General features: G+C 44.1%; 16 protein-coding genes and 1 pseudogene. All 17 read left to right on the plus strand.

Annotated features, from left to right (window positions below):
• The 17 genes and pseudogenes from NXV01_RS03485 (at position 1) to NXV01_RS03565 (ending at position 26,299) form a co-directional block, all read left to right on the plus strand.
• A complete protein-coding gene (locus NXV01_RS03485; RefSeq protein ID WP_259021723.1) occupies positions 1-528 on the plus strand; it encodes a hypothetical protein in 528 nt (175 codons plus the stop codon).
• 30 nt (positions 529-558) lie between these two features.
• Entirely contained in the window at positions 559-1,542 is a 984-nt protein-coding gene (locus NXV01_RS03490) for a glycoside hydrolase family 30 beta sandwich domain-containing protein (protein ID WP_259021724.1), read from the plus strand.
• A gap of 106 nt (positions 1,543-1,648) precedes the next feature.
• Positions 1,649-2,839: a glycosidase gene (locus tag NXV01_RS03495; RefSeq protein ID WP_259021725.1), complete on the plus strand. Its 1,191-nt coding sequence runs from the start codon at positions 1,649-1,651 to the stop codon at positions 2,837-2,839.
• Between the two features lie 521 nt (positions 2,840-3,360).
• Positions 3,361-6,426 carry a TonB-dependent receptor gene (locus NXV01_RS03500; RefSeq protein WP_259021726.1) on the plus strand — a complete coding sequence of 1,022 codons (3,066 nt, stop codon included), beginning with the start codon at positions 3,361-3,363 and terminating at the stop codon, positions 6,424-6,426.
• A gap of 38 nt (positions 6,427-6,464) precedes the next feature.
• Entirely contained in the window at positions 6,465-8,090 is a 1,626-nt protein-coding gene (locus NXV01_RS03505; protein ID WP_195648799.1) for a RagB/SusD family nutrient uptake outer membrane protein, read from the plus strand.
• A 34-nt stretch (positions 8,091-8,124) separates the two neighbouring features.
• The gene (locus tag NXV01_RS03510) at positions 8,125-9,687 is read left to right on the plus strand and encodes a glycoside hydrolase (protein WP_148366820.1); all 1,563 of its coding nucleotides are present in this window, start codon (positions 8,125-8,127) and stop codon (positions 9,685-9,687) included.
• A 25-nt stretch (positions 9,688-9,712) separates the two neighbouring features.
• On the plus strand, positions 9,713-10,891 hold the full coding sequence (locus NXV01_RS03515) for a hypothetical protein (RefSeq protein WP_258978728.1): 1,179 nt from the start codon (positions 9,713-9,715) through the stop codon (positions 10,889-10,891).
• Between the two features lie 144 nt (positions 10,892-11,035).
• The gene (locus NXV01_RS03520) at positions 11,036-12,223 is read left to right on the plus strand and encodes a glycosidase (RefSeq protein ID WP_148366822.1); all 1,188 of its coding nucleotides are present in this window, start codon (positions 11,036-11,038) and stop codon (positions 12,221-12,223) included.
• 251 nt (positions 12,224-12,474) lie between these two features.
• Positions 12,475-14,352, plus strand: a complete 1,878-nt coding sequence (locus tag NXV01_RS03525; protein ID WP_259021727.1) for a sodium:solute symporter family protein — start codon at positions 12,475-12,477, stop codon at positions 14,350-14,352.
• Between the two features lie 47 nt (positions 14,353-14,399).
• Positions 14,400-16,892 (plus strand): PQQ-binding-like beta-propeller repeat protein, encoded by a 2,493-nt coding sequence (locus NXV01_RS03530; RefSeq protein ID WP_259021728.1) that lies wholly within the window; start codon positions 14,400-14,402, stop codon positions 16,890-16,892.
• 49 nt (positions 16,893-16,941) lie between these two features.
• On the plus strand, positions 16,942-18,078 hold the full coding sequence (locus tag NXV01_RS03535; RefSeq protein ID WP_148366825.1) for a GNAT family N-acetyltransferase: 1,137 nt from the start codon (positions 16,942-16,944) through the stop codon (positions 18,076-18,078).
• Between the two features lie 8 nt (positions 18,079-18,086).
• Complete coding sequence (locus tag NXV01_RS03540; RefSeq protein WP_148366826.1) at positions 18,087-19,964, plus strand: DNA topoisomerase IV subunit B; 1,878 nt, start codon at positions 18,087-18,089, stop codon at positions 19,962-19,964.
• Positions 19,961-20,419: a pantetheine-phosphate adenylyltransferase gene (gene coaD, locus NXV01_RS03545; protein WP_148366827.1), complete on the plus strand. Its 459-nt coding sequence runs from the start codon at positions 19,961-19,963 to the stop codon at positions 20,417-20,419. Before NXV01_RS03540 ends, coaD begins: the two co-directional genes overlap by 4 nt.
• 37 nt (positions 20,420-20,456) lie before the next feature.
• Complete coding sequence (locus NXV01_RS03550) at positions 20,457-22,034, plus strand: S41 family peptidase (protein ID WP_259023427.1); 1,578 nt, start codon at positions 20,457-20,459, stop codon at positions 22,032-22,034.
• Between the two features lie 82 nt (positions 22,035-22,116).
• On the plus strand, positions 22,117-24,696 hold the full coding sequence (locus NXV01_RS03555; protein ID WP_259021729.1) for an outer membrane beta-barrel family protein: 2,580 nt from the start codon (positions 22,117-22,119) through the stop codon (positions 24,694-24,696).
• Between the two features lie 55 nt (positions 24,697-24,751).
• A pseudogene (locus NXV01_RS03560) lies at positions 24,752-25,295 on the plus strand (RNA polymerase sigma-70 factor).
• Complete coding sequence (locus NXV01_RS03565; protein ID WP_234133146.1) at positions 25,295-26,299, plus strand: FecR family protein; 1,005 nt, start codon at positions 25,295-25,297, stop codon at positions 26,297-26,299. The pseudogene NXV01_RS03560 and the gene NXV01_RS03565 overlap by 1 nt, the downstream one beginning before the upstream one ends.
• Positions 26,300-26,509 lie beyond the last annotated feature (210 nt).

Consider the following 26,509-nt stretch of genomic DNA (forward strand, 5'->3'; position numbering starts at 1 on the left):
ATGAAAAAGATATATTTATTTTTAAGCACATCATTGTTCCTGTTATTCGGAGGTATCACAGCTTGTGATGATAACAGCCTGAGCCATGATGAAGTGAATATTCCGGACCCGGTAGTCATTTCAGACGAAGACGACGGTATTTCAGCGGAACCAACTACAGAGTCGGTTATCAGAATCCAGCCGGAAAGCAAACACCAGGAAATAGATGGTTTCGGATGTAATTTCGGATGGGCGGAAGCTGTATACGGATGTACAAAACGTGAACAGCTCATGGACGAATTGTATGGCGAAAATGGATTGAGATTTAATATCTATCGTGGGGAAGTATGTGCTTCATCCGCATCTAAAGATGGCAAAACTTTCAATTTCAAAACTGAAGAAAACTATCATCTGGGAGCACATTCTGCTGAACAAAAAGCACTATTGAGTGCAGATAGCGAGATATATAAGGAATATTCGCAATTGTGGATTATCGACTATTTGTGCAAGAGAAAACTGATGGATATCTATTATTTCTTCTCTGTATGAACTCCTCCGATCGTATGGAAATCTTTTGGCGTGGGCGAAGAAGTCAGTGGTGGAAGTGGCTCTTTCAACAGTGAATATAGCAAAGAATATGCCGAGTTCCTAACCGGCTTTGCAAAGGCCTTTAAAAACAAATTTGGTATCAATGTCTACGGTATCTCTGGCTGGAACGAACCCGACCAAGCCATGGGCGGATGGGACGGATGTTTATGGGGTAATCAGCAAATGGCAGATTTTACAATCAAAAACCTACGTCCAGAACTGGATAAACAAGGCTTACAGGATACAAAAATCATTTATGGAGAGTTACCCTGGTGGGCAAATGCCGTAACATGGGTAGAAACTTCATTAAAGAATAACCCGGAATTAGTGAATGCCAACATTGTGGCTGCAGGACATGGTTACTCTACAGTTGACTCCAATATTCTGCCAATGACAGCAGCTCAGGAAAAGGGTATACATGTATGGCAAACAGAAACCTGTGATGACAAAACCCGTGATGAGACTTGGAATGATGCAATGAAATGGGCAAAGAACTATCACGACTACCTGACGAAAGCACAGACCAGTGCCGTCGTATGGTGGGCAGGAGCACGCTACTGCACGTCAACGGGAGAAAACTTACTTCAAACCGACAAATGGGATTTTAGTGATTCATACTACCGTGTAGACCGCTACTACTCTATCGGACAATTCTCCAGATATATTCAAAGAGGTTCCATACGTGTAGATGTAGAAACTGCCTCAACAACGGCAAACAGAATTCCGAGAGATTTAAGTGCATCCGCATACATCAAAGACAACACATATACCATTGTACTGGTGAACAAATCTAAAACCACAGGCTTTGACACTTTGCTGGAGATAGAGGGCAAAGAATTCGACAGCATGGTTTCATACACTTCCAATTCCAGTGTAAAATGGCTGCGTAAGAAATTGAATCCGTCTTCGACTGGCAAACGTTCTGTGAATGTTCCTAAATACAGTGTAGTAACAATCACCGGAAAGTTCAAATAAGACAATCCGGTAACTCGAAAGAGGAACAATTAAGTTATGTATTGTCGATAAAATAATTCCGGACTCTTTTATCAGACCTGGAATTATTTTATAAAGAAATAGTATTATGAGTAGAACTTATGACAATAGATTGCGTCTTCTCAAAAAAGCGCATGAAGCTCTGATAACCCGCCCAAACAAAATGATTCTTCCGGGCAATGGGATTTTTGAAAGATACGAATATCCGGTTCTAACAAACGAGCATACTCCCTTGGAGTGGCGTTATGATCTGAATCCGGAAACGAATCCATACCTAATGGAACGAATCGGTGTGAATGCCACCATGAATTCGGGAGCCATCAAATGGAATGGAAAGTATATGATGGTAGTACGTGTAGAGGGAAATGACCGGAAATCATTCTTCGCCATCGCTGAAAGCCCTAATGGAATAGATAATTTCTGTTTCTGGGAGTATCCGATAGAATTACCCGACATAGACCCGACAGAAACAAACGTCTATGACATACGTCTGACAGCCCACGAAGACGGTTGGATTTATGGTATTTTCTGTAGCGAAAGCCTTGATCCCAACGCTGCCCCGGGTGATCTGTCTTCTGCCGTAGCCAAAGCGGGTATTGTGCGTACCAAAGACTTGAAAAATTGGGAACGACTGCCCAATCTGATCGCTAAAAGTCAGCAACGGAATGTGGTATTGCATCCGGAATTTGTAAATGGTAAATATGCTCTTTACACACGACCGCAAGATAACTTTATCGATGCCGGAAACGGCGGAGGTATCGGCTGGGCACTGATAGACGACATCACCCATGCAGAAGTAAAAGAAGAAACCATTATTAACCACCGCCATTATCACACGATTAAGGAGGTAAAGAACGGTGAGGGTCCCCATCCTATCAAAACCCCCAAAGGATGGTTGCACCTGGCCCACGGAGTTCGCGCATGCGCTGCCGGTCTGCGTTATGTGCTCTATCTGTACATGACTTCTTTGGAAGACCCGACAAAGAGCATTGCCGAACCGGGCGGTTTCTTATTAGCCCCTATGGGAGAAGAGAGAATCGGCGACGTATCCAATGTACTTTTCTCTAACGGGTGGATTGCAGACGAGGACGGAACAGTGTATATTTATTATGCCTCTTCCGATACTCGTATGCATGTAGCAACTTCGACCATAGACAGGTTGGTAGATTACTGTCTCCACACTCCAGCAGATGAGTTCCGTTCTACTGCCTCTGTGAAGAACATTTGCAAGCTTGTAGAAGCGAACAAACTCGTCATGGCAGAACAGCTTTATTTTTAAAGCGTCCAATAAATAAAGCGCAAAGTTGTCTGATTCAATACATAAAATCGGCAGCTTTGCGCTTTTCTTTTTTATATTAAAAGCCTATTCTTATCCCTCATTCGATACACATTTCATCAAATCGAATACGCCCACTCGTTATAATTTCATGTATTAAGCTGCAAAATAGTATCATTTCTGCAAATTAAGCAATACTACCTTTCTCCCTTATAATACCATTGTTCCTTTTTCAAAAACAAGAAATAAGACATTAATATCCAACATACAGGATATACAAATATAGCAAGCAAGCCATTCACAGCCCAAAAGCAGGACATTTAAGCTCTATATGTAAAGTACATCTTCGCCATAAAAAAATAAATACATCACACAAAGACAGGCAAAATAATATCAGAACGTGCTAAGATAATATCTGCATCACATGGCATAATCCTCTATTTTTGCATCATACAATTGTTGGTTGAAGTTTCCATGGATCAATTGACAGTTGACCAGAGTTTATAAATCTAATGCAATAAATTATGAGAAGAAAAATTCATTTCTTACTATTCTTATTTCTCTGCATGACTAGCATTCCACTAGCGGCTCAAGACATTGAAGTAAAAGGAGTAGTAACAGAAGCTGCAACAAATGAACCTTTACCTGGAGTCACAGTCAGAATTAAAGGAAAAGACACCGGCACAGTAACAGACATGGATGGTAAATACTCCATCAAAGCGAACAAAGGGAATACGCTGGTATTCTCTACAATAGGTATGAAACATATAGAGAGAGCAGTTACATCCGGTGCTCCGATCAACGTCTCAATGGAAGAAGATAATATTGCTCTTGAACAAGTAGTAGTTATCGGTTACGGTACAGTGAAGAAAAGCCATCTTTCGGGAGCTGTAAGTTCGGTTAGTGCCAAAGAGCTTAACGGACAGGTTGCTTCCAATGCTGCAACAGCATTACAAGGAAAGATACCCGGAGTATCAGTGGCAAGTTCCAGCGGTGATCCGAATGGAACGATGACAATTAACGTACGCGGTATCAGTTCATTATCCAACAACAATCCACTGTATGTAATTGATGGTGCATTTGGCGACATCAGCATGGTCGATCCGAATGATATCTCTTCTATCGAGGTATTAAAAGACGCTGCCGCAGCAGCCATCTACGGTTCACGTGCAGCAGGTGGCGTGGTATTGATCACTACGAAAAGCGGCCGTAAAGATATGCCAACCAAATTGGATATCAACTTCTTCACAGGTATCAGCCAAACCCCTAAAACACTAAAAGTATTCAATGGAGAAGAATACAGTCGTTTCGCACGTTATTATCGTCTGGCGGGCGACGGTTACGGGTCAGAAAACGGAGCAACTCCTTTTATCGGTGAGGGTACAGACTGGCAGGATGTAATGTTACGCACCGCCATGACCTACAAAGCCAATGCTACAATCAGCGGCGGTTCGAAAAATGGTTCTTACAGTTCATCCGTAAGTTATCTCAATAAAGAGGGTATATTGCGCAATACAGATCATGAGTCTTATAATATCCGCCTGAAGAGCGATTATTCTTTCCTGAACAATCGATTAACCATAGGTGAATCGCTGATTGTAAACATGACAAAAGGAAGTGGCTACATTCATCAGGATACAATGTTCGACATCTTCCAGTTTCCCTCCGTTGTACCCGTCTATGACCCGACGAATTCAGGGGGCTGGGGTACTTCCAACGATATCAACTTACCCAACCCATTGGCAGAAATGACGGTCAATGATGAGCGAACTGAAACAACCAGAATTTTCCTCAATGCCTATTTGCAAGCGGAAATCATCAAAGGATTAAAATACAAGCTCAACGTAGGTATCAGAAAAGAACATACTAAATGGCGCAAATATACAGATGCATACGATTTAGGTACATTTGGAAAGAATGACAAACCCGACCTGGAAGAAAAATCATCCACCTGGGAATCGTGGGTTTTAGAGAATACTTTGAACTACGACCGTACATTCGGCAAACACAACCTGTCACTTCTCGCCGGTTACTCTGCGCAGAAAGACAAAAGCCACAGCTTATATGGAAAGAATAGCGATATGGCCCAATTCATAGAAACAATGCCGGGCAATGTGGATCCGTCCAACCTGAAAGCATCCAGCAGCCTGAATGAACTGGCATTAGTATCTCTATTCGGACGTGTCATGTATTCATTCGACGACCGCTATCTGTTTTCTGCCTCCATCCGTCGCGACGGTTCGTCACGTTTCAAGAAAGGACATCAATATGGTGCATTCCCATCCGCTTCCATCGGATGGAACATTAACCGCGAAAAGTTCTTCAAACCGTTGGAAAATGTATTCGACCAATTGAAGTTACGTTTCAGCTACGGTAAACTCGGTAATCAGGAAATGACCAGCTACTATCCTACGCAAAGTGTAGTATCGGATGGAATGAACTATATATCGAACAATTCACCATGGTTTGGCTCCATGCCTTATGTACAGGCTATTTCACCAGCCAATCTGACATGGGAAAATACAGAAACATATAACATCGGTCTGGATGTCAGCCTGCTGAACGGAAAATTAACTTTCACTGCCGATGCTTATGTGAAAAACACCAATGACGTACTGCTGCCTATTCCCTCGACCGCATCTACCGGTATCAGCGGAAACTCGATCCAAAATGCAGGACAGGTACGAAATAAGGGATTTGAATTTGCCGTGAATTATCGGGGTTCTATCAAAGATAAGTTCACTTATTATATAGGTGCCAATATCGCTGCCGACAAGAATGAAGTAACGAAAATCACATTGGGCGGCCAGAATCTGATGATTTCCGGTTATAGCGCACACGGTGCCGGTGGTCGTGGTATCAATATGTTTGCCGAAGGACATTCCATGTCCTATTTCAACCTGATTGAAACAGACGGTTTGTTCCGTTCGGCAGAAGAGATTGCCAATTACAAGAACAAAGACGGCGAACTCATTCAACCCGGAGCCCAGGTCGGCGATATCCGCTACAAGGACTGGAACGGTGATGGCAAGATTAATACAGACGACCAGCATGATGTAGGAAGCCCTTTCCCCGATTTCACTTTCGGCGTCAGACTGGGTGGTGAGTGGAACAACTTTGACTTCAACCTTTTCTTTGACGGTATGGTAGGTAACAAAATCTATAATTATCCGCGTTATCGCCTGGAATCAGGAAACTTCAACGGAAATATGAGCACTGTATTGGCAAACTCGTGGAGACCGGACAATCAGAACACCGATATTCCACGCTTCTCTAAAACAGATGGTGCAGACAACAAATGGGCATACTCCGACAGATGGCTTGAGAATGGTTCATATATGCGTCTGAAAACATTGGATATCGGCTATACATTGCCCAAAAACCTGACCAAAAAAGTCAAACTTGAGAATGTAAGAATATACACTTCAATGGAAAATCTATTCACACTGACCAAATATTCGGGTTATACTCCGGATTTGGGTGAAAGTACTGTTGCCGGTGTTGACTACAACGTATTCTCAAGAGGTATCGACCAGGGACGTTATCCATTGCCCCGCACCATCTCATTCGGAATACAAGTTAACCTGTAATGCCTTAAATTAATATTAAACATTAAAAGTCTATAAACATGAAAAGAAATTGGTTATCATATATGTGCATGGCAGCTCTTCTTTCCGGAGCACTGACATCGTGCAACGAATCCAGCTTTTTGAATCTGTCGGACCCTAACCATTTCACTGAAAGCAACTTCTGGAAAGATAAAGCAGATGCGGAAAGTGCTTTGGCAGCCGCCTATTCACCTATAAAAGGAGCCATGTACGGATACTTCGGCGCATTCGACGGTTGGCTGAACCTCAACGGTCGCGGCGACGATATCTTCACCATCAAAGGAGAAGAAGTTCCCATGTGGAATATTGCAAACTTCCTGAATTCACCGTCCACCGGCAACGATCCTTATGGAGCGCTTTATTCGGGTATCCAACGTGCCAATATCGTATTACGCTATATCGACCAGGTACCGGCTTCGGGCATTACGGAAGAAGATCGTTCGATGATTAAGGGCGAAGCGCTCTTTCTGCGCGGCTATCAATATTTTCTGTTAGTCAACAACTACAAAGAAGTCCCTTTGCGACTGATACCGTCTAACGAAGATGAAACCAACAAAGGGCCTGCCACTGAAGCAGCATTATGGACACAAGTGGAAGAAGATCTGGGTAACGCTATCAAATGCAATCTGCCCGTAGAACGCACCACTGCCAAAGAGCGGGTTACCAAAGGCGCTGCTATCGCAATGTTGGGTAAAGTATATGCCACCCAACATAAATATCCGGAAGCCAAGCAATTATTAGGAACATTATTAAAAGCTCCTTATTCTTATGAGTTAGTTGACAACTTCGGTAAGAACTTCACAAATGAAGATGAGTTCAATAAAGAATCCGTGTATGAAATAGCATACAGTCCCGACGGAGAATACTCATGGAGCAACGAAAGTGGAATCTGTCTGGGTTGCTATATACCACAGTTTATCGGTCCGGTAAAATCCGGCGGATGGGCCAAACTGATGCCGAGCTCTTTCATCGTAGGAGAATTCACCAAAGAAACTCGCCCGAGCGATGCAGATACCAAGTTTGACAAACGTATGTATGCCAGTCTTTTCTTTGATGCAGCCAACTACGGCGACAAAGTACCCAACGAAAAATGGTATGGAAACAATTACTCGATGGATGAGCTTTGGGAAGGTAATGAGGGTAAAATGGCAGGAGGAGCTCCCAGCTTCAATGTCAACGGAACGGCAGGTAAATTCTTAATCAAGAAAAATACCGCATACTATGTAGATGATAAAGCACCGGATAATATGGGTAATAAGGAAGGAAGGTCCAGCAACTTACGTGTGATGCGTTTTGCGGAAGTCTTGCTGCTTTATGCCGAGGCATGTGCCAAAACCAATGATCCGGACGGTGCCAACTATGCTTTAAAACTAATCCGCAACAGAGCAGGACTTCAGGAAAAGACTTTCGCACAAGAGGAACTTATGACTGAAATCGAACATCAATGTTTATTGGAATTCTTCGGAGAAGGTCACCGTTTTTATGATCTCAAGCGTTGGTATTCTGTCAGCGAAATTCAATTGATTTTCAAGGCCAACGGGAAGCAGGGTGCAGAAAATTTTCAGGAAAAGCACCTTTACTATCCTATACCGACAAGTGAATTGAACAATAATACTGCCATGGTGCAAACCAGTCTATGGAAATAATGTCCAGACAAGATTAACTTAATAAAGAAACAATATGAAAAAGATATATTCATTATTATTCGTATCCCTCTTCCTATTTCTAGGATACTCTTGTGACGACGGAAGTCTGAGTCACAGTGATGTCTACATTCCTGATCCGGTAGAAGAAACCGATGAAGATGACGGATTCTCTGCCGAACCAACCACCGAGGCTGTCATCAAAATGCAGTTCGGGGATGGACATGAGCATCAGATTATTGATGGTTTCGGATGTGCTTTTGCCGAATGGTCACACCGCATCTGGAATAATATGATGCGTGAAGACGTAGTGGACGATCTGTTTGGCGAAAATGGTTTAAAACTGAACATATTCCGGGGAGAAGTATTTCCACACTATCAGAATCCTGTCACCAACGTTATCGACTTCGGCATTAACCGCACATTCAATCTGGCAGCCAATGATCCGTCTATGATTAATGATTACTGGAGAGACTTTAATGGTTCAGGATGCGGCGAACAGGTACAGTTGGGGCAAATGTGGTTAGTGGACATTCTCCAGAGGAAATACAAAAATGTAAAGTTCATGTTTTCCACATGGAGTCCTCCCGGAACGATGAAATCTAATGGTAAGCCTTCCGGCGGTAGTTTGAAATCCGGTTCGGAAGATGCATTCGCTGATTATCTGATAGACTTCATCAAAGCATATACAGAGAAATTCGGAATCAAGATTTATGCCATTTCACCATCCAATGAGCCGAACAGTAGCGGAACGGGTTGGAATGGATGTAGCTGGAGTTACACCAATCTTGCAAATTTCTGCCAAGATAATCTTCGCCCGGCTTTAGACAAGGCAGGTTATCAGGATATGAAAATTATCTTTGGAGAACACTCATGGTGGAAAGCGGGAGTCACCTTCCTTGAAAACGGTTTGAAGGCTCGCCCCGAATTAGCAAATTCTAATATCATTGCAGCTGCTCATGGATATACTTTAATCGGTAACACTGAATTCGTACAATCACCTCTCTGTGCAGAAAATAACATTCATATATGGAATACAGAGACCAGCTCTACAGACACATACGATCCATCCTGGAAAAATGCAATGCAATGGGCCACTACTTTCCACAATTATCTGGCTGTTTCCAATCTGAATGCATTTGTATGGTGGGCAGGCGCACGTCCTTGTACCAATAATGAAGCACTTATCAGACTGGAAGAGGCACTACCCGGAACAAATTATGAAAGAGCCGCCCGCTATTATAGTTATGGACAGTTCACCAAGTTCATTCCGGAGGGAAGCCGTCGCGTAGACGTAAAAACGATTGCTCCTGAAAATGGTGAAGAAGTTTTCCCTAAAGAACTGTTAATGACAGCTTATGTTAAAGACGACACTTATACGATCGTATTAGTGAATAACTCTACAAGCAAAGCTTTCGAAACTAAACTGGAGATTGAGGGAAAAGAATTCCAGACAATGATTTCATATACGTCAGACGAGGGTGTAAAATGGCAGCGTAAGAAAGTAAACCCGTCTCTTAGCGGATTGCGCGCCATCACTGTTCCCAAATTTAGCGTTGTAACCATCACCGGTAAAATGAAAGACATTGGAGCTGAATAATCATCCTAAATAAACAATGAATATCATGAAAAGAAATCTATTATATTTAGCAGGATTCCTGCTTGCAGCCGCTACTATTTTCTCTGGCTGTAACGATGAAGATCCCTCCTATCACAATCTCGTGACAGATACACAGGAGCTGATAATTAATTTTGATGAAGCACCACAAGGAACGATTCAGATGCTTCAGGGAAATGGCAACTACAAGATAGTCAGTTCTAATGAAGAAGTGGCCACTGCCGTTGCCGAAGGAAATATGATTAAAGTGACAGCCTTGAAAGCGGGCATCACTAATCTGACAATCACCGACTGGGCACAAATGAGTACCAATGTAAAAGTTATAGTAGATCAGTTAAGTGAGCTAGTTCTGGCTGTTTCATCCACTAAAATGTATCTGGGTGAAAATAAAGTGATTAACATACATACAGGAAATAGAGGATACAAAGTGACAGTCGATAAAGAATCCATAGCCAAAGCTACGGTGGATGAAGAGGGACATATCCAAGTGGAATCCCTGGCACCGGGCATTGCGACCGTAACAGTTACCGACAGACTGAATAAGACTGCTGAACTTTCTGTGAAAGTAGTCAAACAACTAGTGCTCGACAACAGTGAAGAAATTGCTTATCTGACTATTGGTGAACCTCTGATTCTCAAGATTCTGGACGGTAACGGAGAATATACCTGTGTCAATAATGGCTCTGCCACTTATCTGAAATGTACAATGGCGGAGAATGGAACGGATGTCGTAGTCGAAGGTCTTAAAAGATACCGTTTCAACAAGACGATAACTATCAGTGACCAGGAAGGGGAATCAATCAGCATCAATGTGGTATATATCGACGACCCTTATCTGACAAACCCGTCTTATCGCTACTTTATAGCCGGTTCTGCTTCTTACCAAAGCCTATCTACCTCAGCAGTAGGCACAGTAACTCACGCAGCAGAGTTCAACATGTCCGAACTGGTTATAAAAGGAACAGGAACGTATGCCAGCGGTTTTGCCATCCAATTTACAGGAGACTTGACAGTGGGCGATAAGAGCAACGCTGTACTGTATAAGGTGACAAGAAATGCAATAGATAAAAGTGTGAAATATCCGGCAGAAAATTGCCGTATCGATAAAGTTGAAAACGACTGGTATTGGGTTAGTTTTACGGAACCGAACTGTACAGCTCGTTCGTATTTTATAACTAAACAATAATTTGTAAACTTGACGCATGTATTTTAAAAGTACCCCCATACTTTTGAAGTGACAAACATAAAAAGAGACTGTTCTTGCAACACAGTATATCCCTTGTATCTGTCTGTATTGTGGTCAGTCTCTTTTTATTAATTTTGAATAGATATGAATAGATATGATAACAGATTACGTGTTCTTATGGAAGAATACGAAACGCTCATCTCACGTGAAAATGAAAAGATACTGCCAGGCAATGGAATATTCGAACGCTATAAATATCCCATATTAACGGCTGCCCATACTCCACTGGAATGGAGATACGACTTCAACCCCGAGACAAATCCATATTTTATGGAACGCTTCGGCATTAATGCCGTATTCAATGCAGGAGCAATCAAGTTCAATGAGAAATATCTTGTAATGGGACGGGTAGAGGGGTATGATCGCAAATCATTCTTTGCCATTGCCGAAAGCCCTAACGGTATTGATCGTTTCCACTTCTGGGAGTATCCGGTTCAACTCCCGGATTTATATCCCGAAGAAACGAATGTATATGATATGCGCTTGACAGCCCATGAGGACGGCTGGATTTATGGAATTTTCTGCAGCGAAAGTCTTGATCCCAACGCTGCGCCGGGTGATCTGTCTTCTGCCGTAGCCAAAGCGGGTATCATACGTACCAAAGATTTAAAGAACTGGGAACGTCTCCCTAATTTGATTTCCCAAAGTCAGCAGCGCAATGTCGTACTGCATCCGGAATTTGTAAATGGCAAATATGCTTTATATACCCGTCCGCAGGATAACTTTATCAACGCCGGTAACGGCGGAGGTATCGGCTGGGCACTGATAGACGACATCACCCATGCAGAAATAAAAGAAGAAACCATTATAAACCACCGTCATTATCACACCATCAAAGAGGTGAAAAACGGTGAAGGGCCTCATCCCATCAAAACTTCCCAAGGATGGTTGCACCTGGCTCACGGAGTCCGTGCATGCGCCGCCGGTCTGCGCTATGTGCTCTATCTGTACATGACTTCTTTGGAAGATCCGACAAAGATCATTGCCGAACCGGGTGGTTTCTTACTGGCACCCATGGGAGAAGAAAGGATAGGAGATGTATCCAATGTACTTTTCTCTAATGGATGGATTGCTGATGAAAATGGAACAGTGTATATCTATTATGCCTCTTCCGATACTCGTATGCATGTGGCAACTTCTACAATCGACAGACTGATAGACTATTGCTTCCACACACCTGCGGACGGTTTCCGTTCCGCTGCTTCTGTGAAGAACATTTGTAAGTCCGTAGAAGCCAACAAACTGATCTTGGCAGAACAGTTTCATTTTTAAGGTATTCAGGCACAAAGCGCAAAACTGCCGGTTTTATTGCTTAAAACCGGCAGTTTTGCATTCTCCTCTTTATATAGAACTACTTCCACCCGCATCTCCGCATCTATCACTGAATATGTCAATACAAAAAGAAAACTCCGGTGATATCAACATAGTATCAGAATGAGTTAAAATAATATTTGTTTCGTTATCGCTTTCCACCTACCTTTGTCACAAAGATCATAACATATAAATCGATTCAAACCTATAGTATGAAATTACACACTACCGACCTTCTCATCATTTGCGCTTATCTGATCGCTATGATTGCCATCGGACTTATTCTAAAAAAACGGGCTGCCCAAAATATGAACTCCTATTTTCTAGGAGGGAAATCACTGCCTTTCTATATGCTCGGACTATCCAATGCTTCCGGAATGTTCGACATCACAGGCACGATGCTAATGGTATATTGGGCATTCGCTTACGGATTCAAGAGCCTTTGGATTCCCTGGTTATGGCCGGTATTCAATCAGATATTTCTAATGATATATCTATCGGTGTGGCTCCGCCGTTCCAATGTACTTACCGGAGCGGAATGGATCAAGACACGTTTCGGAAAAGGTAAAGGGTCTACTCTTTCACATACGATTGTTATCATCTTCGCACTATTGAGTGTCTTAGGTTTTCTAAGTTACGGTTTCATAGGTATTGGCAAGTTTATGGAGATATTCATCCCCTGGGAAGTAGTATCTCCTTACATTCCTTTCAATGTTCCGGCAGAATACGTCCCCCACGTATATGGTATCTTCTTTACCGCTATTGCCACATTCTACGTAATGCTCGGAGGTATGTTGAGTATTGTATGGACAGATGTGGTGCAATTCCTGATTATGACAGTAGCAGGTATAGTGATCGTTATTATCGGAATGCAAATGGTAGCACCGGATATGATTCACTCCTTCGTTCCCGCCGGATGGGATTCCCCTTTCTTCGGATGGACACTGGACATTGACTGGAGCAGCCGAATGAACCTCCTGACGGAACGCATGGCAAATGAACCATATAGCCTGATTAGTATCTTCGTCATGATGGCTTTACTCAAAGGAATATTTATGAGTATGGCAGGACCTGCACCCAACTATGATATGCAGAAAATTCTATCCTGCAAATCCCCTAAAGAAGCGGCTATGATGAGCGGCTCCGTATCGGTCGTACTGTTAATTCCCCGCTACCTGATGATTATGGGATTTGCCTTGTTGGCTATCTACTTCTTTAAGGAAGATGGCGGCCTGACACAAATGGAAGTGACACGGACCGATTTTGAGACCATTCTCCCCCCCCTAATCACACGTTACGTACCGGCAGGACTGGCAGGTTTGCTATTAGCCGGACTACTGGCGGCTTTCATGTCAACCTTTGCATCCACAGTCAATGCCGCACCAGCCTATATCGTGAATGATATTTATTTGAAATATATCAATCCGAAAGCGAGTGTGAAAACACAGATACGCAGCAGCTATATCATTTCTGTTGCAGTGGTAGTTGTCAGCACTATCATCGGATTCTTCCTGAAAGACATCAATGAAATATTCCAATGGATTGTAGGCGCACTCTTCGGAGGATACATCGCAGCCAATGTATTGAAATGGCATTGGTGGCGCTTCAATGGCGAAGGTTACTTCTGGGGAATGACTGCCGGAGTCATAGCAGCCATTGTCATGAAGTTTACAGTTCCCGACGCATGGGTGCTCTACTTCTTCCCGGTACTGTTCGGTGTCTCTCTGATAGGATGTATTGCCGGAACGTACAGTGCACCTCCGACAGACGAAGAAACATTAATCAGTTTCTACACCCGTGTACGTCCATGGGGATGGTGGAAACCGATTGAAGAAAAAGCATTAGCCCGTTACCCCCATATACAGCCCAACAAGAACTTCAAAAGAGATGCATTCAACGTGGTTATCGGTATTATCTGGCAATGCAGCCTCACGATCATTCCGATGTATCTCGTTGTCCGCGAACAACTGGGGTTATGGAGTTCTATCGCGTTACTTCTGGTTACGACACTGATACTAAGAAAAACCTGGTATAAACCCTTGTGTAAAGAAGAAGTAAGGTATAATGAAGAAATGAAACAACTAAAATAAGGAAAAAAGATTATTAGCTTAACACACTAAAAGACAGAGAACCGATCATGAAAAAACTATCCGTCATACTATTGTCATTGATACTATGCCTCCCACTATGCGCTCAATTTAAAGGGACAGTCTATATCGACAGCAACCAATCGGGCATATTGGATAAAAGCGATAAGCCGCTGATGGGAGTCATGGTAACAGATGGATTGAATGTGGTAAAAACAGATAAAAAAGGTCGGTTCTCTTTACCCGGATTCGCAAAAACAAGATTTATCACTATTACCACCCCTGCCGGATTCGAAACGCAACAATTCTATTTGCCTACCCAGGAAAACAGAAAAACCTATGACTTCCTGCTGACAGAAAGTGAACGGACTCAATCCAAAGAGCACTCTTTCATCCAAATCACTGATACTGAAGCTACCGGAGGACTGGGAAGATGGGTGACAGATTTGAAAAATTACATCAACAGCGAAAAGCCCGCCTTTCTGATTCACACCGGAGATATTTGTTACGAACCGGGCTTGCAAATGCACAACCGGATAGTAAATTCACAAACCATGAACTGCCCTGTTTACTACTGCATAGGGAATCATGACCTTGTAAAAGGCAACTACGGCGAAGAACTTTATGAATCAATCTACGGCCCGACCTGGTATTCATTTGATATCGGCAATATCCATTACGTGGTCACCCCCATCGACCACGGCGACAACCCGACCGATTACACTCTGAAAGATGTATATAACTGGCTGAAAAATGACCTCTCCTCCATGAAGAAAGGCCAAGCCCTGATTATTTTCAATCACGACCTATTTACTCCCAATGATACTTTCGTATTCAAAGCAGACAATCAGCACGTGCTCGACTTCCGCCCATTCAATGCCAAAGCCCAAATATACGGGCACATGCACTACAACTATGTGCGCAATCAAAACGGAATCTATACCATTTGTACCGGCACACTGGACAAAGGTGGTATTGACCACTCCCCCTCCTCTTTCCGCAACATTAAAGTAGACGCAAACGACAACATCACCACACAGCTACGATATGCTTTCGTCGCCCCGCAAACCACCATTGTTTTTCCAATGAAACAACAAAAAGTGGGAACCAACACTGACGGACAACTTTCCATTTCTGTAAATGCATACAATTCGCAAGCAAAGACCCAACAAATCTCATATATATTGACCACTCCGGAAAGTAACGAAGAAGTAGTACGAGGCACTCTCACACCGCTCACCGACTGGAATTGGACTGCTAATATTTCAATCCCCTCCGATAAAAACGGGAAAGAACTGAAACTGACAGTCACCTCCTCTTTCAATGACGGAAAGAAAGCGACAGACTCCTGTTCTTTCATTTATGAGAATGGTTTCAAACCGTCCATCATTCCCGGTGAGAACTGGAATACCTTACTCCAAAATGCCGCCCATACCGGAGGAATCAATCATTCCAACCTCCATCTCCCTCTGCAACTGGCTTGGACCGCCAATGCCGGAAGCAACATTTTTATGACTTCCCCCCTCATTGCGGACGGCCAAGTATTTACAGCTACCACAGACGATAATGTTTCACTAAACACCTATATATGCGCATTCGACCTCAACTCCGGGAATCCCGTATGGAAATACCGGACAGAAAACTCAATAAAGAATACCATTGCTTACGAAGATGGAATTATTGTAGCACAGGATGCCGCCTGCCATCTATATGCCATTGATGCAAAAACAGGTCAGCTGCTATGGAAACAACGAATCAACTTGGACAGCTATCCATATCTCACCGAGGGACTGACAACAGATAACGGAGTAGTCTATGCCGGAATCGGTGTAGGTCTATCTGCCTATGACCTGAAAACCGGACGTACTCTATGGACCAACAAAGACTGGCGGCAACGTGAAGGCTCCACCACCACATTAACCATTGCCGATGGTGTACTTATCAGCGGAACTCAATGGGGAGGATTATACGGCAATGACATCCACACGGGAAAACAACTTTGGAAACTCTCGGACAACGGACTTGGCAATCGTGGTGCGTCTCCGGTTTACAAAGATGGCAAATTATGGATTATCTCTTCCAAAAGCCTGTTTACCATCGATCCTAAAACCGGAACAGTACTTCAACAAAAAGATTTATCAATCAATCTGGATGCCACCTCTACCCCTCTGGTCACTGAAAATGAGATCATTTTCGGAACCGTAGAACGCGGAGTGATGGCACTGGACAAATCAACCCTTTTCAACAAATGGAAAGCTGAAACATTACCGTCTCTGGTGTACACTGCACCTTACTCCACCACACCGCAAGCCGGAGTAGAAACCAGTCCCGTCGCTTCGCAAGGAACCGTGTTTATCGGAGCTTCCGATGGCTACCTTTACGCCATCGACCAGTCAACCGGTATCATAAAAGAAAAACTAAATCTTGGAGCACCCATATTCTCAACAGTTGCCGTATCCGGAAATTGTATGATTGTTTGCGATTATTCCGGCAATGTGCATTGTTTTACCCTCGCGCAGTTTTTGCCACCCTACGCGTTGTAATTTAAAGATTATCACGTATCTTTGCCTCCTCAAATCATAAATACGAGATATGGCTATTACAATCAAGAAAGTCTCCACAAAGAGAGAGCTTAAGAAATTTATCCGTTTCAATTACAGAATGTACAAGGATAATCCTTACTCTGTGCCTGATCTTTATGACGATATGCTCAACACCTTCAACAAGAAGAAGAACGCAGCATTCGAATTCTGTGAAGCAGATTATTTCCTCGCATATCGGGACGATAAAATAGTAGGACGTGTAGCTGCAATCATCAACAATCAAGCGAACGCAAAGTGGGAATGTAAGAACGTTCGTTTCGGATGGATAGACTTTATCGACGACCCCGAAGTGTCATCCGCACTCATCAAAGCAGTAGAAGACTGGGGAAAAGAACGAGGCATGACTCACATTGCCGGTCCTCTCGGATTTACCGATTTCGATGCTGAAGGAATGCTGATTGAAGGATTCGACCAGCTTAGCACCATGGCCACTATCTACAACTACCCCTACTATCCTGTACACATGGAAAAGCTAGGTTTCGAGAAAGACGCCGACTGGGTGGAATACAAAATCTACATACCGGACGCCATTCCCGACAAGCACAAACGTATCTCCGAACTGATCCAACGAAAATACAACCTCAAAATAAAGAAATACACCTCCGGAAGAAAAATAGCCAAAGACTACGGACAGAAGATTTTCGAACTGATGAACGAAGCATACAGCCCACTTTACGGCTATTCTCCATTGACACAGCGACAAATCGACCAGTACGTAAAAATGTACCTCCCAATCCTTGATTTACGGATGGTTACCCTGATCACCGATGCCAATGACGAGCTGGTTTGTGTAGGTATCTCCATGCCATCCCTTGCCGAGGCACTACAAAAATCACACGGGCGTCTGTTACCGCTCGGATGGTTCTATCTGCTAAAAGCACTATTCATGAAACGCCGTGCCAAAATGCTTGATCTGCTACTTGTTGCAGTGAAACCGGAATACCAAAATAAAGGTGTTAATGCTTTGTTATTTTCCGATTTAATTCCAGTTTATCAAAAATTAGGTTTTATCTTTGCGGAAAGCAACCCCGAACTGGAGCTGAACGGAAAAGTTCAGGCACAATGGGATTACTTTGAGACTCAACAACATAAGCGCCGCCGTGCGTTCATCAAAGAGATAAAATAAAAACAGCTATGGAAGAGAACGAATTGATACCTGTAGACAACAACAATGCAGTAGAGTACACTGACGACAACATCCGCCATCTGAGCGACATGGAACATGTGCGCACACGCCCCGGTATGTATATCGGAAGGCTGGGCGACGGTGCACATGCCGAAGACGGAATCTATGTCCTCCTGAAAGAAGTAATTGACAACAGTATTGACGAGTTCAAAATGCAAGCCGGTAAGAAAATCGAGATTACCGTTGAAGAAAACCTTCGTGTCAGCGTACGCGACTACGGACGGGGCATCCCGCAAGGAAAACTCATCGAAGCAGTCAGCATGCTGAATACCGGTGGTAAATACGACAGTAAAGCATTTAAGAAAAGTGTCGGACTGAATGGTGTCGGTGTGAAAGCCGTCAATGCTCTAAGCTCCCATTTCGAGGTACGCAGTTACCGCGATGGCAAAGTACGTATCGCCACTTTCTCAAAAGGTAACCTGCTGACCGATGAGACGCAGAACACCGAAGAAGAAAACGGAACTTATATCTTCTTCGAACCGGATAATACACTATTCCTGAATTACAGCTTCAAGCCCGAATTTATTGAAACAATGCTACGTAATTACACGTACCTTAATACAGGGCTTGCCATTATTTATAACGGACACCGCATCTTGTCACGCAATGGTCTAGTAGACCTTTTGAACGACAACATGACGGCAACCGGACTTTACCCGATCATCCATCTGAAAGGGGAAGACATCGAAATCGCCTTCACACATACAGGGCAGTACGGAGAAGAATATTATTCTTTTGTCAACGGTCAGCATACTACCCAGGGTGGTACGCATCAAAGTGCCTTCAAAGAACACATTGCCCGCACCATCAAAGAGTTCTTCAACAAGAACATGGATTATACCGATATCCGTAACGGACTGGTTGCCGCCATTGCCGTCAATGTGGAAGAACCGATTTTTGAAAGCCAGACCAAGACTAAACTAGGGTCTACCAATATGGTTCCCGGTGGCGTGACGGTCAACAAATATGTAGGCGACTTTATCAAACTTGAAGTAGATAATTTCCTGCACAAGAATGCGGATATAGCGGAAGCCATCCAACAGAAGATACAGGAATCCGAAAAAGAACGTAAAGCCATTGCAGGTGTAACGAAACTTGCTCGTGAGCGCGCAAAAAAGGCGAACCTGCATAACCGTAAATTACGCGACTGCCGCATCCACCTCAACGACCCGAAAGGAAAAGGACTGGAAGAAGACTCCTGCATCTTTATCACCGAGGGAGACTCTGCAAGCGGTTCCATCACCAAGAGTCGTGACGTAAATACTCAAGCAGTATTCAGCCTCCGTGGTAAACCGTTGAATTCTTTCGGACTGACGAAAAAGGTGGTTTACGAGAACGAGGAATTCAACCTGCTTCAAGCAGCCCTGAATATAGAAGATGGTATTGAGGGACTACGCTACAACAAAGTGATCGTAGCAACCGATGCCGATGTGGACGGTATGCACATCCGCTTGCTGCTGATTACGTTCTTCCTGCAATTCTTCCCCGACCTCATCAAGAAAGGACATGTATATATCCTGCAAACCCCTTTATTCCGTGTACGTAACAAGAAAAAGACAAGTTACTGCTATAGCGAAGAAGAACGTATCAATGCCATCAACGAATTAGGACCGAATCCGGAGATCACCCGATTTAAAGGTTTGGGAGAAATCTCACCGGACGAGTTCAAACATTTCATCGGCAAGGATATGCGTCTGGAACAGGTGACACTGCGCAAAACGGATGCAGTAAAAGAACTACTCGAATTCTACATGGGTAAAAATACTATGGAACGGCAGAACTTTATTATAGATAATCTGGTTATAGAAGAAGACTTGGCATCATGAGAAAAGCAATATTCCCGGGTACTTTCGACCCTTTCACCATCGGACATTATTCGGTAGTGGAGCGTGCACTTACCTTTATGGACGAAATCGTGATAGGAATCGGTATCAATGAGAACAAGAATACCTACTTCCCCATTGAGAAAAGGGAGGAAATGATTCGGGAACTTTATAAAGACGAACCTCGCATCACAGTGATGTCCTACGACTGTCTGACAATTGATTTTGCGCAGGAAGTAGGGGCCAGGTTCATTGTCCGCGGTATCCGTACGGTAAAGGATTTCGAATATGAAGAGACCATTGCGGACATTAACCGTAAACTGGCGGGGATTGAAACCATCCTGCTCTTCACAGAACCGGAACTGACTTGCGTCAGCTCTACGATTGTACGCGAGTTATTAACCTATAATAAAGATATCAGCCAGTTTATTCCCAAAGGAATGAAAATGAGTGAATAACACTTGTTAGGGAATAGGCGGTGAGTCAGAAAAGATGATGAAGAAACTAACGATTATACTATCCGTTTGCTTGTGGGCAGTTGCCGCACAAGCCCAGAACTTCGGTTCCGAAGCCATGCGAAAGTTACAAATGGCAGAGTTTGCAATCTCCAATTTCTATGTGGACAAAGTAGATGAAGACAAGTTGGTAGAAGAAGCCATCATCAAGATGCTGGCACAACTTGATCCGCACTCTACTTACTCGGATGCAGAGGAAGTGAAGAAGATGAACGAACCGCTCCAAGGTAACTTCGAGGGTATCGGAGTGCAATTCCAGATGATAGAAGACACCCTGTTGGTGGTACAGCCTGTCAGCAACGGCCCTTCCGAGAAAGTCGGTATCCTTGCCGGTGACCGTATCATTGCCGTGAATGACAGCGCTATTGCCGGAGTGAAAATGAGTACGGAAGATATTATGAAGCGTCTTCGTGGCCCGAAAGGTTCGAAAGTCAATCTGACAATCGTTCGTCGTGGCGTGCAAGACCCTTTATTGTTTACAGTGAAAAGAGATAAGATACCTATCCTTAGCCTCGACGCCTCTTATATGATTCAACCTAAAACGGGTTATATCCGCATCAACCGCTTCGGAGCGACAACTGCTGAAGAGTTCAAGAAAGCAATGAAAGATCTCCAGAAGCAAGGTATGAAAGATATGATTCTTGACCTGCAAGGAAACGGAGGTGGTTATCTCAATGCAGCCATTGACCTTGCTAACGAATTCCTGGAACAAAAGGAGCTAATCGTATATACCGAAGGCCGGACTGCCAAGCGTAGTGATTTCTATGCAAAAGGTAACGGGGACTTCCGTAATGGTCGTCTCATCATATTGGTAGACGAGTATACAGCTTCCGCCAGCGAAATTGTCAGCGGTGCGGTACAGGATTGGGACAGAGGAATTATTGTAGGCCGCCGTTCTTTCGGTAAAGGCTTGGTGCAACGTCCTATCGACTTACCGGACGGTTCCATGATTCGTTTAACCATCGCCCGTTACTATACTCCATCGGGACGCTCGATCCAAAAACCATACGACAGCACTGTCGATTACAATAAAGACCTGATAGAGCGCTTCAACCACGGTGAGCTTATGAATGCCGACAGCATCCATTTCCCAGATTCATTGAAAGCGCAGACAAAGAAACTAGGACGTACTGTGTATGGCGGAGGTGGCATTATGCCTGATTATTTCGTGCCCATCGACACTACATTGTATACGGATTATCACCGGAACCTGGTAGCTAAAGGAGTGGTTATCAAATTTACCATGAAATTTATCGAGGGACACCGGAAAGAATTAGCTAACAAGTATAAGAAGTTCGAATCATTCAACGAGAAGTTTGTCATTGATGACGATATGCTGGCTACTTTACGGGAAATGGGTGAGAAAGAGGGTGTGAAGTTCAATGAAGAACAATATCAGAAATCGCTCCCACTTATCAAAACGCAACTCAAAGCACTGATCGCCCGCGACCTTTGGGATATGAACGAATATTTCCGGGTAATGAATACAACGAATGAAAGTATACAAAAGGCTTTGGAAATACTGAATTCGGACGAGTATCAGAAGAAACTGAAATAAACTGCAAAAATAATTCGGATAAACCGTACCTGATCACTCCCCTTTGTTGTAGTATAAGTAAAATTACAAAAACAGAAGTAGTATGCGACAGTTTAATTTTACTTGGACAACAATCGGCTGGTTACTGATTGGATACGGTTTATCTTTTATTCCCTCCCACGCACAAGCACAGGCAGTCATCAAGAAGTTCTCATTGGAACTGAAGAATGAAAGCTTGCCCGAAGCACTGAAACAGATAGAAAAGAAAGGGGGAAAAAGTATTCTCTTCACTTACAACGGCACCGAAAGTTATCGCGTGACAGCCAGTATTCACGAAAAGACAGAATGCGAAGCCATAGACATCGTATTGAAAGGTAAACCTTTCGTTTCCGTCGAACGGGAAGAGTATTTCGTCGTACAACGAAAGAAATCAAACAAAGCCATAACCGTACAAGGCAAAGTCTATGACGAGAAAGGAACTCCCCTAGCATTCGTCAATATACTTGCGCTTGCTGCCGATTCCAGTTTCCTGGCCGGGAGCGTGACAGAAGAGGACGGTTCTTTCCGTCTGCCTGCCATAGCCGGGGAAGATTGCCTGTTGAAAGCAACCTATATAGGTTACTGTCCGCAAATTATTTCCTGCCGGCAACAAAACATCCTCCGGTTACAACCCGATACGAAACTGCTGAAAGAGATAGTGGTAACCGCCGGACGCCCATTGATAGAAAGGAAAGACGGAACATTAACCGCCAATATAACCGGAACTCCCCTTTCACTCATGGGATCGGCAAGCGAAATGATTTCACATCTCCCTTTTGTCACAGGTACGGACGGAGAATACACCGTATTGGGTAGGGGCACTCCCGAAATCTATATCAACGGACGCAAAGTCAGGGACAACACAGAACTGAACCGCCTGCAAGCCAACGAAATACTTTCTGCAGAAATCATCACCACTCCGGGGGTGCAATATGGCTCTTCCGTAGGTGCCGTTATCCGTCTCCACACCATTCGCAAACGGGGACAAGGCATGAGCGGCAGTTTCTATACCGATTACTCGCAAGGACATGTACCGATCGGCAACGAAGGCATATCCTTGAACTACCGTACCGGCGGACTGGATATTTTCGTAAAAGGGGACTTTGCCGAAATCAACAATCACCTGACAAGCATCCACAGTCAGGACATTTACGCTTCGTCCGACTGGAACCAATCAACGGAGAACAAAAGCAAACAAACCTATCGCACCTTCAACGGCGAACTGGGATTCAACTACGAAATCGACGAGGATCAGTCATTCGGTATGCGCTATATGCCCGGTACGAACATAGGTAATGCGCATACTACCAATGAAGGGACAACCCTCATTCTGCAAGACGGCAAAGAAGTAGACCACCTGTATGCTCGCCAGCAGACAGATGCGCATACCGGCTGGTGGCAGGCAGCCAACGGATACTACAACGCTACGTTCGGCAAATGCAACATCGACTTCAACGCCGACTATCTGTATGGCCGGGACCGCATCCGTCAATACGCCGAGAACAACGGAACCGAAGACGCCACTTCGAGCAACCGCGTACGCAACCACCTCTATGCCGCCAAACTCCTGATCACCACCCCACTCCGGAAAGGCAAACTCAGTTTCGGAACAGAAGAGACATTCACCAACCGCCACGACATATTTCTCCAAAGCGGCTTCTCCGCCGATGCCGACGACCGCATCAAACAAACTATGTTTTCCGGCTTCATCGACTACAACCTGCCATTGGGGAAGTTCAATATCTTAGCCGGACTGCGATATGAATTTCAACAAACAGATTACTACGAGAAAGGGATTCACCAGGACGGTCAAAGCCCCACCTATCGCGACTGGATACCGGTAGTCAGCATCAGATATACCTCCGGCAACTGGTTTTTCGCCCTTTCCCACCGCACTCTGAAATACAGTCCCAGCTATGATATGCTCACCAGTGCCGTCACGTATCAAAACAAGTACTCTTACCGGAGCGGAGACCCGTTTCTCGTCCCCCAGATACATCGTGCAACTTTCTTCGACGCCGGATGGAAATGGATCAATTTCAGTATTTACTACGACCATTCCTGGAATATGTACACCAGCTACACCCGCCCGTATGACGACATCAATCATCCCGGTGTATTGCTGTTCGGCATGGCAAGCATTCCGCATTCCAACCGCTATGGAAGCAGCATCGTCCTTTCACCAAAATTCGGCATCTGGCAACCTCAACTGACCACCGGCATCAATTGGTTTGACTCCCACGGTACTTCCATAGGCATCACCCAGCACTGGAATGAGCCACGGTTCTATTTCAGTCTCGACAACAGTTTCAACTTCCCTAAAGGCTGGTTCTTCAATATCAAAGGAGTACTGTCGCCCGGAGCCAAACAAAGTTACGCCATTTGGAAAACCGAAGGAAGAGTAGATGCCCAACTGACCAAATCGTTCCTGAAAGACCAGTCGCTAAAAATATCGGTAACCGCCAAAGACATCTTTCACACCGGCTACAGATACTTCACCATCTATGGCGACCGGACATTCAGTTCCAACCGCGATTATTCAGACCAGCAGCGTTTCGGCATCCGGCTGAGTTATCAGTTCAACGCGGCGAAAAGCAAATATAAAGGAACCGGAGCCGGAGAGAGTGAAAAATCGCGTCTGTAGACTCTCTTTTTAAAGAGAAGTGTGTACTTTTGCAGTATCAACCCCCTAAGAGAGCATGTTCCTGTTTCATAAAGACCATACAAAGAAAGAAGTTTTCGAGCAGATGTTTGTGGAAATGTATCCGCGAATGGTACGTTATGCCTCACAATTGACGGGAGATAAAGAAGAAGCACGGGATATAGTGAGCGAAGTGATGGAACAGGTCTGGACACATTTTGAGCAGTTGGATAAGAACGACCGGGGCGGATGGATTTATACCGCAGTCCGCAACGCCTGTCTCAACCGCCTGAAACACCTTCAAGTGGAGCATGATAATGCGAGAGCAATCTACGAAGCGACACTAGCTGATGTGGAGAGCAACTATCAGGAGCACGAAGCGTTATTGCAAAAGGCGGAAGTGATAGCCCGAAGTTTGCCTGATCCTACCTGCACTATCTTACGGCTGTGTTACTACGAGCATCTCACCTATCGGGAAGTTGCCGAACAACTTGGCATCAGTCCCGATACAGTGAAAAAAGCATATATCCAAAGCACTGCGTACATTACGCGAAGTCATGAACGATGAAAATCATGAACGATCAAGGAAGGAGAACAGATAATGGAAGAAAAGAAAAAGTATACTCCCAAAGAGGAATCCCCCGATTACGGACTAACGGGAGATGACTGCCGCCCTTTTTCAGAGGATGCCGGGATACGTCGTTTGCAAAATGCCTTTGGCGAAGCGTTAGGCGATTTGCCCCTACCGGAAGAGACACGGGAAGCATGGACAGCTTTCTCGCAACGACAGGAGCAGAAGAAACGACAAGCATATCGCCGCATATGGCTTTCCGGTGGCATGGCAGCAGCTATTGCCCTGCTCTTAATATTGTGGTCACCCTGGAATAAATCAGACAGTACAGCATCGGATATCAAAATATTTGCCGCTCTCAATGTTCCCGAGCAGGTCACAACACAAGAAAAAAACGGCAGAATAATCGTTTCCACCCCGCCAACGACTATCATTAATCTGACATTAGAAGACGGAACCCACGTGCTGTTAAGTGCAAACAGTCGTTTGGAATACCCCAAAGAGTTTACTCCGCAAAACAAGCGGATAGTAAACCTCACCGGAGAAGCACGCTTTGAAGTGGCAAAAGACAGTCTTCGTCCTTTCATCGTTTCCACCGGAGATATACAGACACAGGTATTGGGGACAGTATTTGATGTAAATGCCTATCCTTGTAATACGCCCACTGTCACATTATATAGAGGACGGGTGCAAGTAGCAAAAACCGACTCTTCGCACCGGAAGGAAATATCACCAGGTCAATCCGCCACATTAGAAACAAATGGTGATATCGTTGTATCAAAGGCTACGCAGACCGAAAAAGAAGGATGGACGGATAATGAGTTTTATTTCGACAACACGAAGATGATGCAAGTATTACAGAGTTTAGGGACTTGGTATAATATCAGCGTCATCTGCCACTCACCCAACCTCTTACAGAAACGGATTCATTTTCGTTTTAGCCGGAATGTTTCGGTAGAAAGTCTGTTGGACGCACTGAACGATTTAGGAATTGCACATTTTCAGTACAAGAATGGGCAGATAATGGTCTATTAAAACCCTAACTTAATTCCCTTAAAAGCAATACGCCTTTAAAGCATTATAAACGTACACTCACTTTTACTAAGGAGTAAAAGTAGTACGACATATCAATGTGAACAAACCACACGAACAATTTAAACAAGTAGTAATACTTTGCTTTCTACCTTTTATAGTTTACCAAGACATCATCTTTCAATTTGGTGGACATATATACTTATCGTAGTG

The sequence above is a fragment of the Bacteroides sp. BFG-606 genome (genome assembly GCF_024788145.1).
Taxonomy (GTDB): Bacteria; Bacteroidota; Bacteroidia; order Bacteroidales; family Bacteroidaceae; genus Bacteroides; species Bacteroides vicugnae.

What these genes read in the sequence shown, in the direction of transcription:
- NXV01_RS03485 (WP_259021723.1), top strand. Translation starts at nt 1, where the DNA reads ATGAAAAAGATATATTTATTTTTAAGCACATCATTGTTCCTGTTATTC.
- NXV01_RS03495 (WP_259021725.1), top strand. Translation starts at nt 1,649, where the DNA reads ATGAGTAGAACTTATGACAATAGATTGCGTCTTCTCAAAAAAGCGCAT.
- NXV01_RS03500 (WP_259021726.1), top strand. Translation starts at nt 3,361, where the DNA reads ATGAGAAGAAAAATTCATTTCTTACTATTCTTATTTCTCTGCATGACT.
- NXV01_RS03505 (WP_195648799.1), top strand. Translation starts at nt 6,465, where the DNA reads ATGAAAAGAAATTGGTTATCATATATGTGCATGGCAGCTCTTCTTTCC.
- NXV01_RS03510 (WP_148366820.1), top strand. Translation starts at nt 8,125, where the DNA reads ATGAAAAAGATATATTCATTATTATTCGTATCCCTCTTCCTATTTCTA.
- NXV01_RS03515 (WP_258978728.1), top strand. Translation starts at nt 9,713, where the DNA reads ATGAAAAGAAATCTATTATATTTAGCAGGATTCCTGCTTGCAGCCGCT.
- NXV01_RS03520 (WP_148366822.1), top strand. Translation starts at nt 11,036, where the DNA reads ATGAATAGATATGATAACAGATTACGTGTTCTTATGGAAGAATACGAA.
- NXV01_RS03525 (WP_259021727.1), top strand. Translation starts at nt 12,475, where the DNA reads ATGAAATTACACACTACCGACCTTCTCATCATTTGCGCTTATCTGATC.
- NXV01_RS03530 (WP_259021728.1), top strand. Translation starts at nt 14,400, where the DNA reads ATGAAAAAACTATCCGTCATACTATTGTCATTGATACTATGCCTCCCA.
- NXV01_RS03535 (WP_148366825.1), top strand. Translation starts at nt 16,942, where the DNA reads ATGGCTATTACAATCAAGAAAGTCTCCACAAAGAGAGAGCTTAAGAAA.
- NXV01_RS03540 (WP_148366826.1), top strand. Translation starts at nt 18,087, where the DNA reads ATGGAAGAGAACGAATTGATACCTGTAGACAACAACAATGCAGTAGAG.
- coaD (WP_148366827.1), top strand. Translation starts at nt 19,961, where the DNA reads ATGAGAAAAGCAATATTCCCGGGTACTTTCGACCCTTTCACCATCGGA.
- NXV01_RS03550 (WP_259023427.1), top strand. Translation starts at nt 20,457, where the DNA reads ATGAAGAAACTAACGATTATACTATCCGTTTGCTTGTGGGCAGTTGCC.
- NXV01_RS03555 (WP_259021729.1), top strand. Translation starts at nt 22,117, where the DNA reads ATGCGACAGTTTAATTTTACTTGGACAACAATCGGCTGGTTACTGATT.
- NXV01_RS03565 (WP_234133146.1), top strand. Translation starts at nt 25,295, where the DNA reads ATGGAAGAAAAGAAAAAGTATACTCCCAAAGAGGAATCCCCCGATTAC.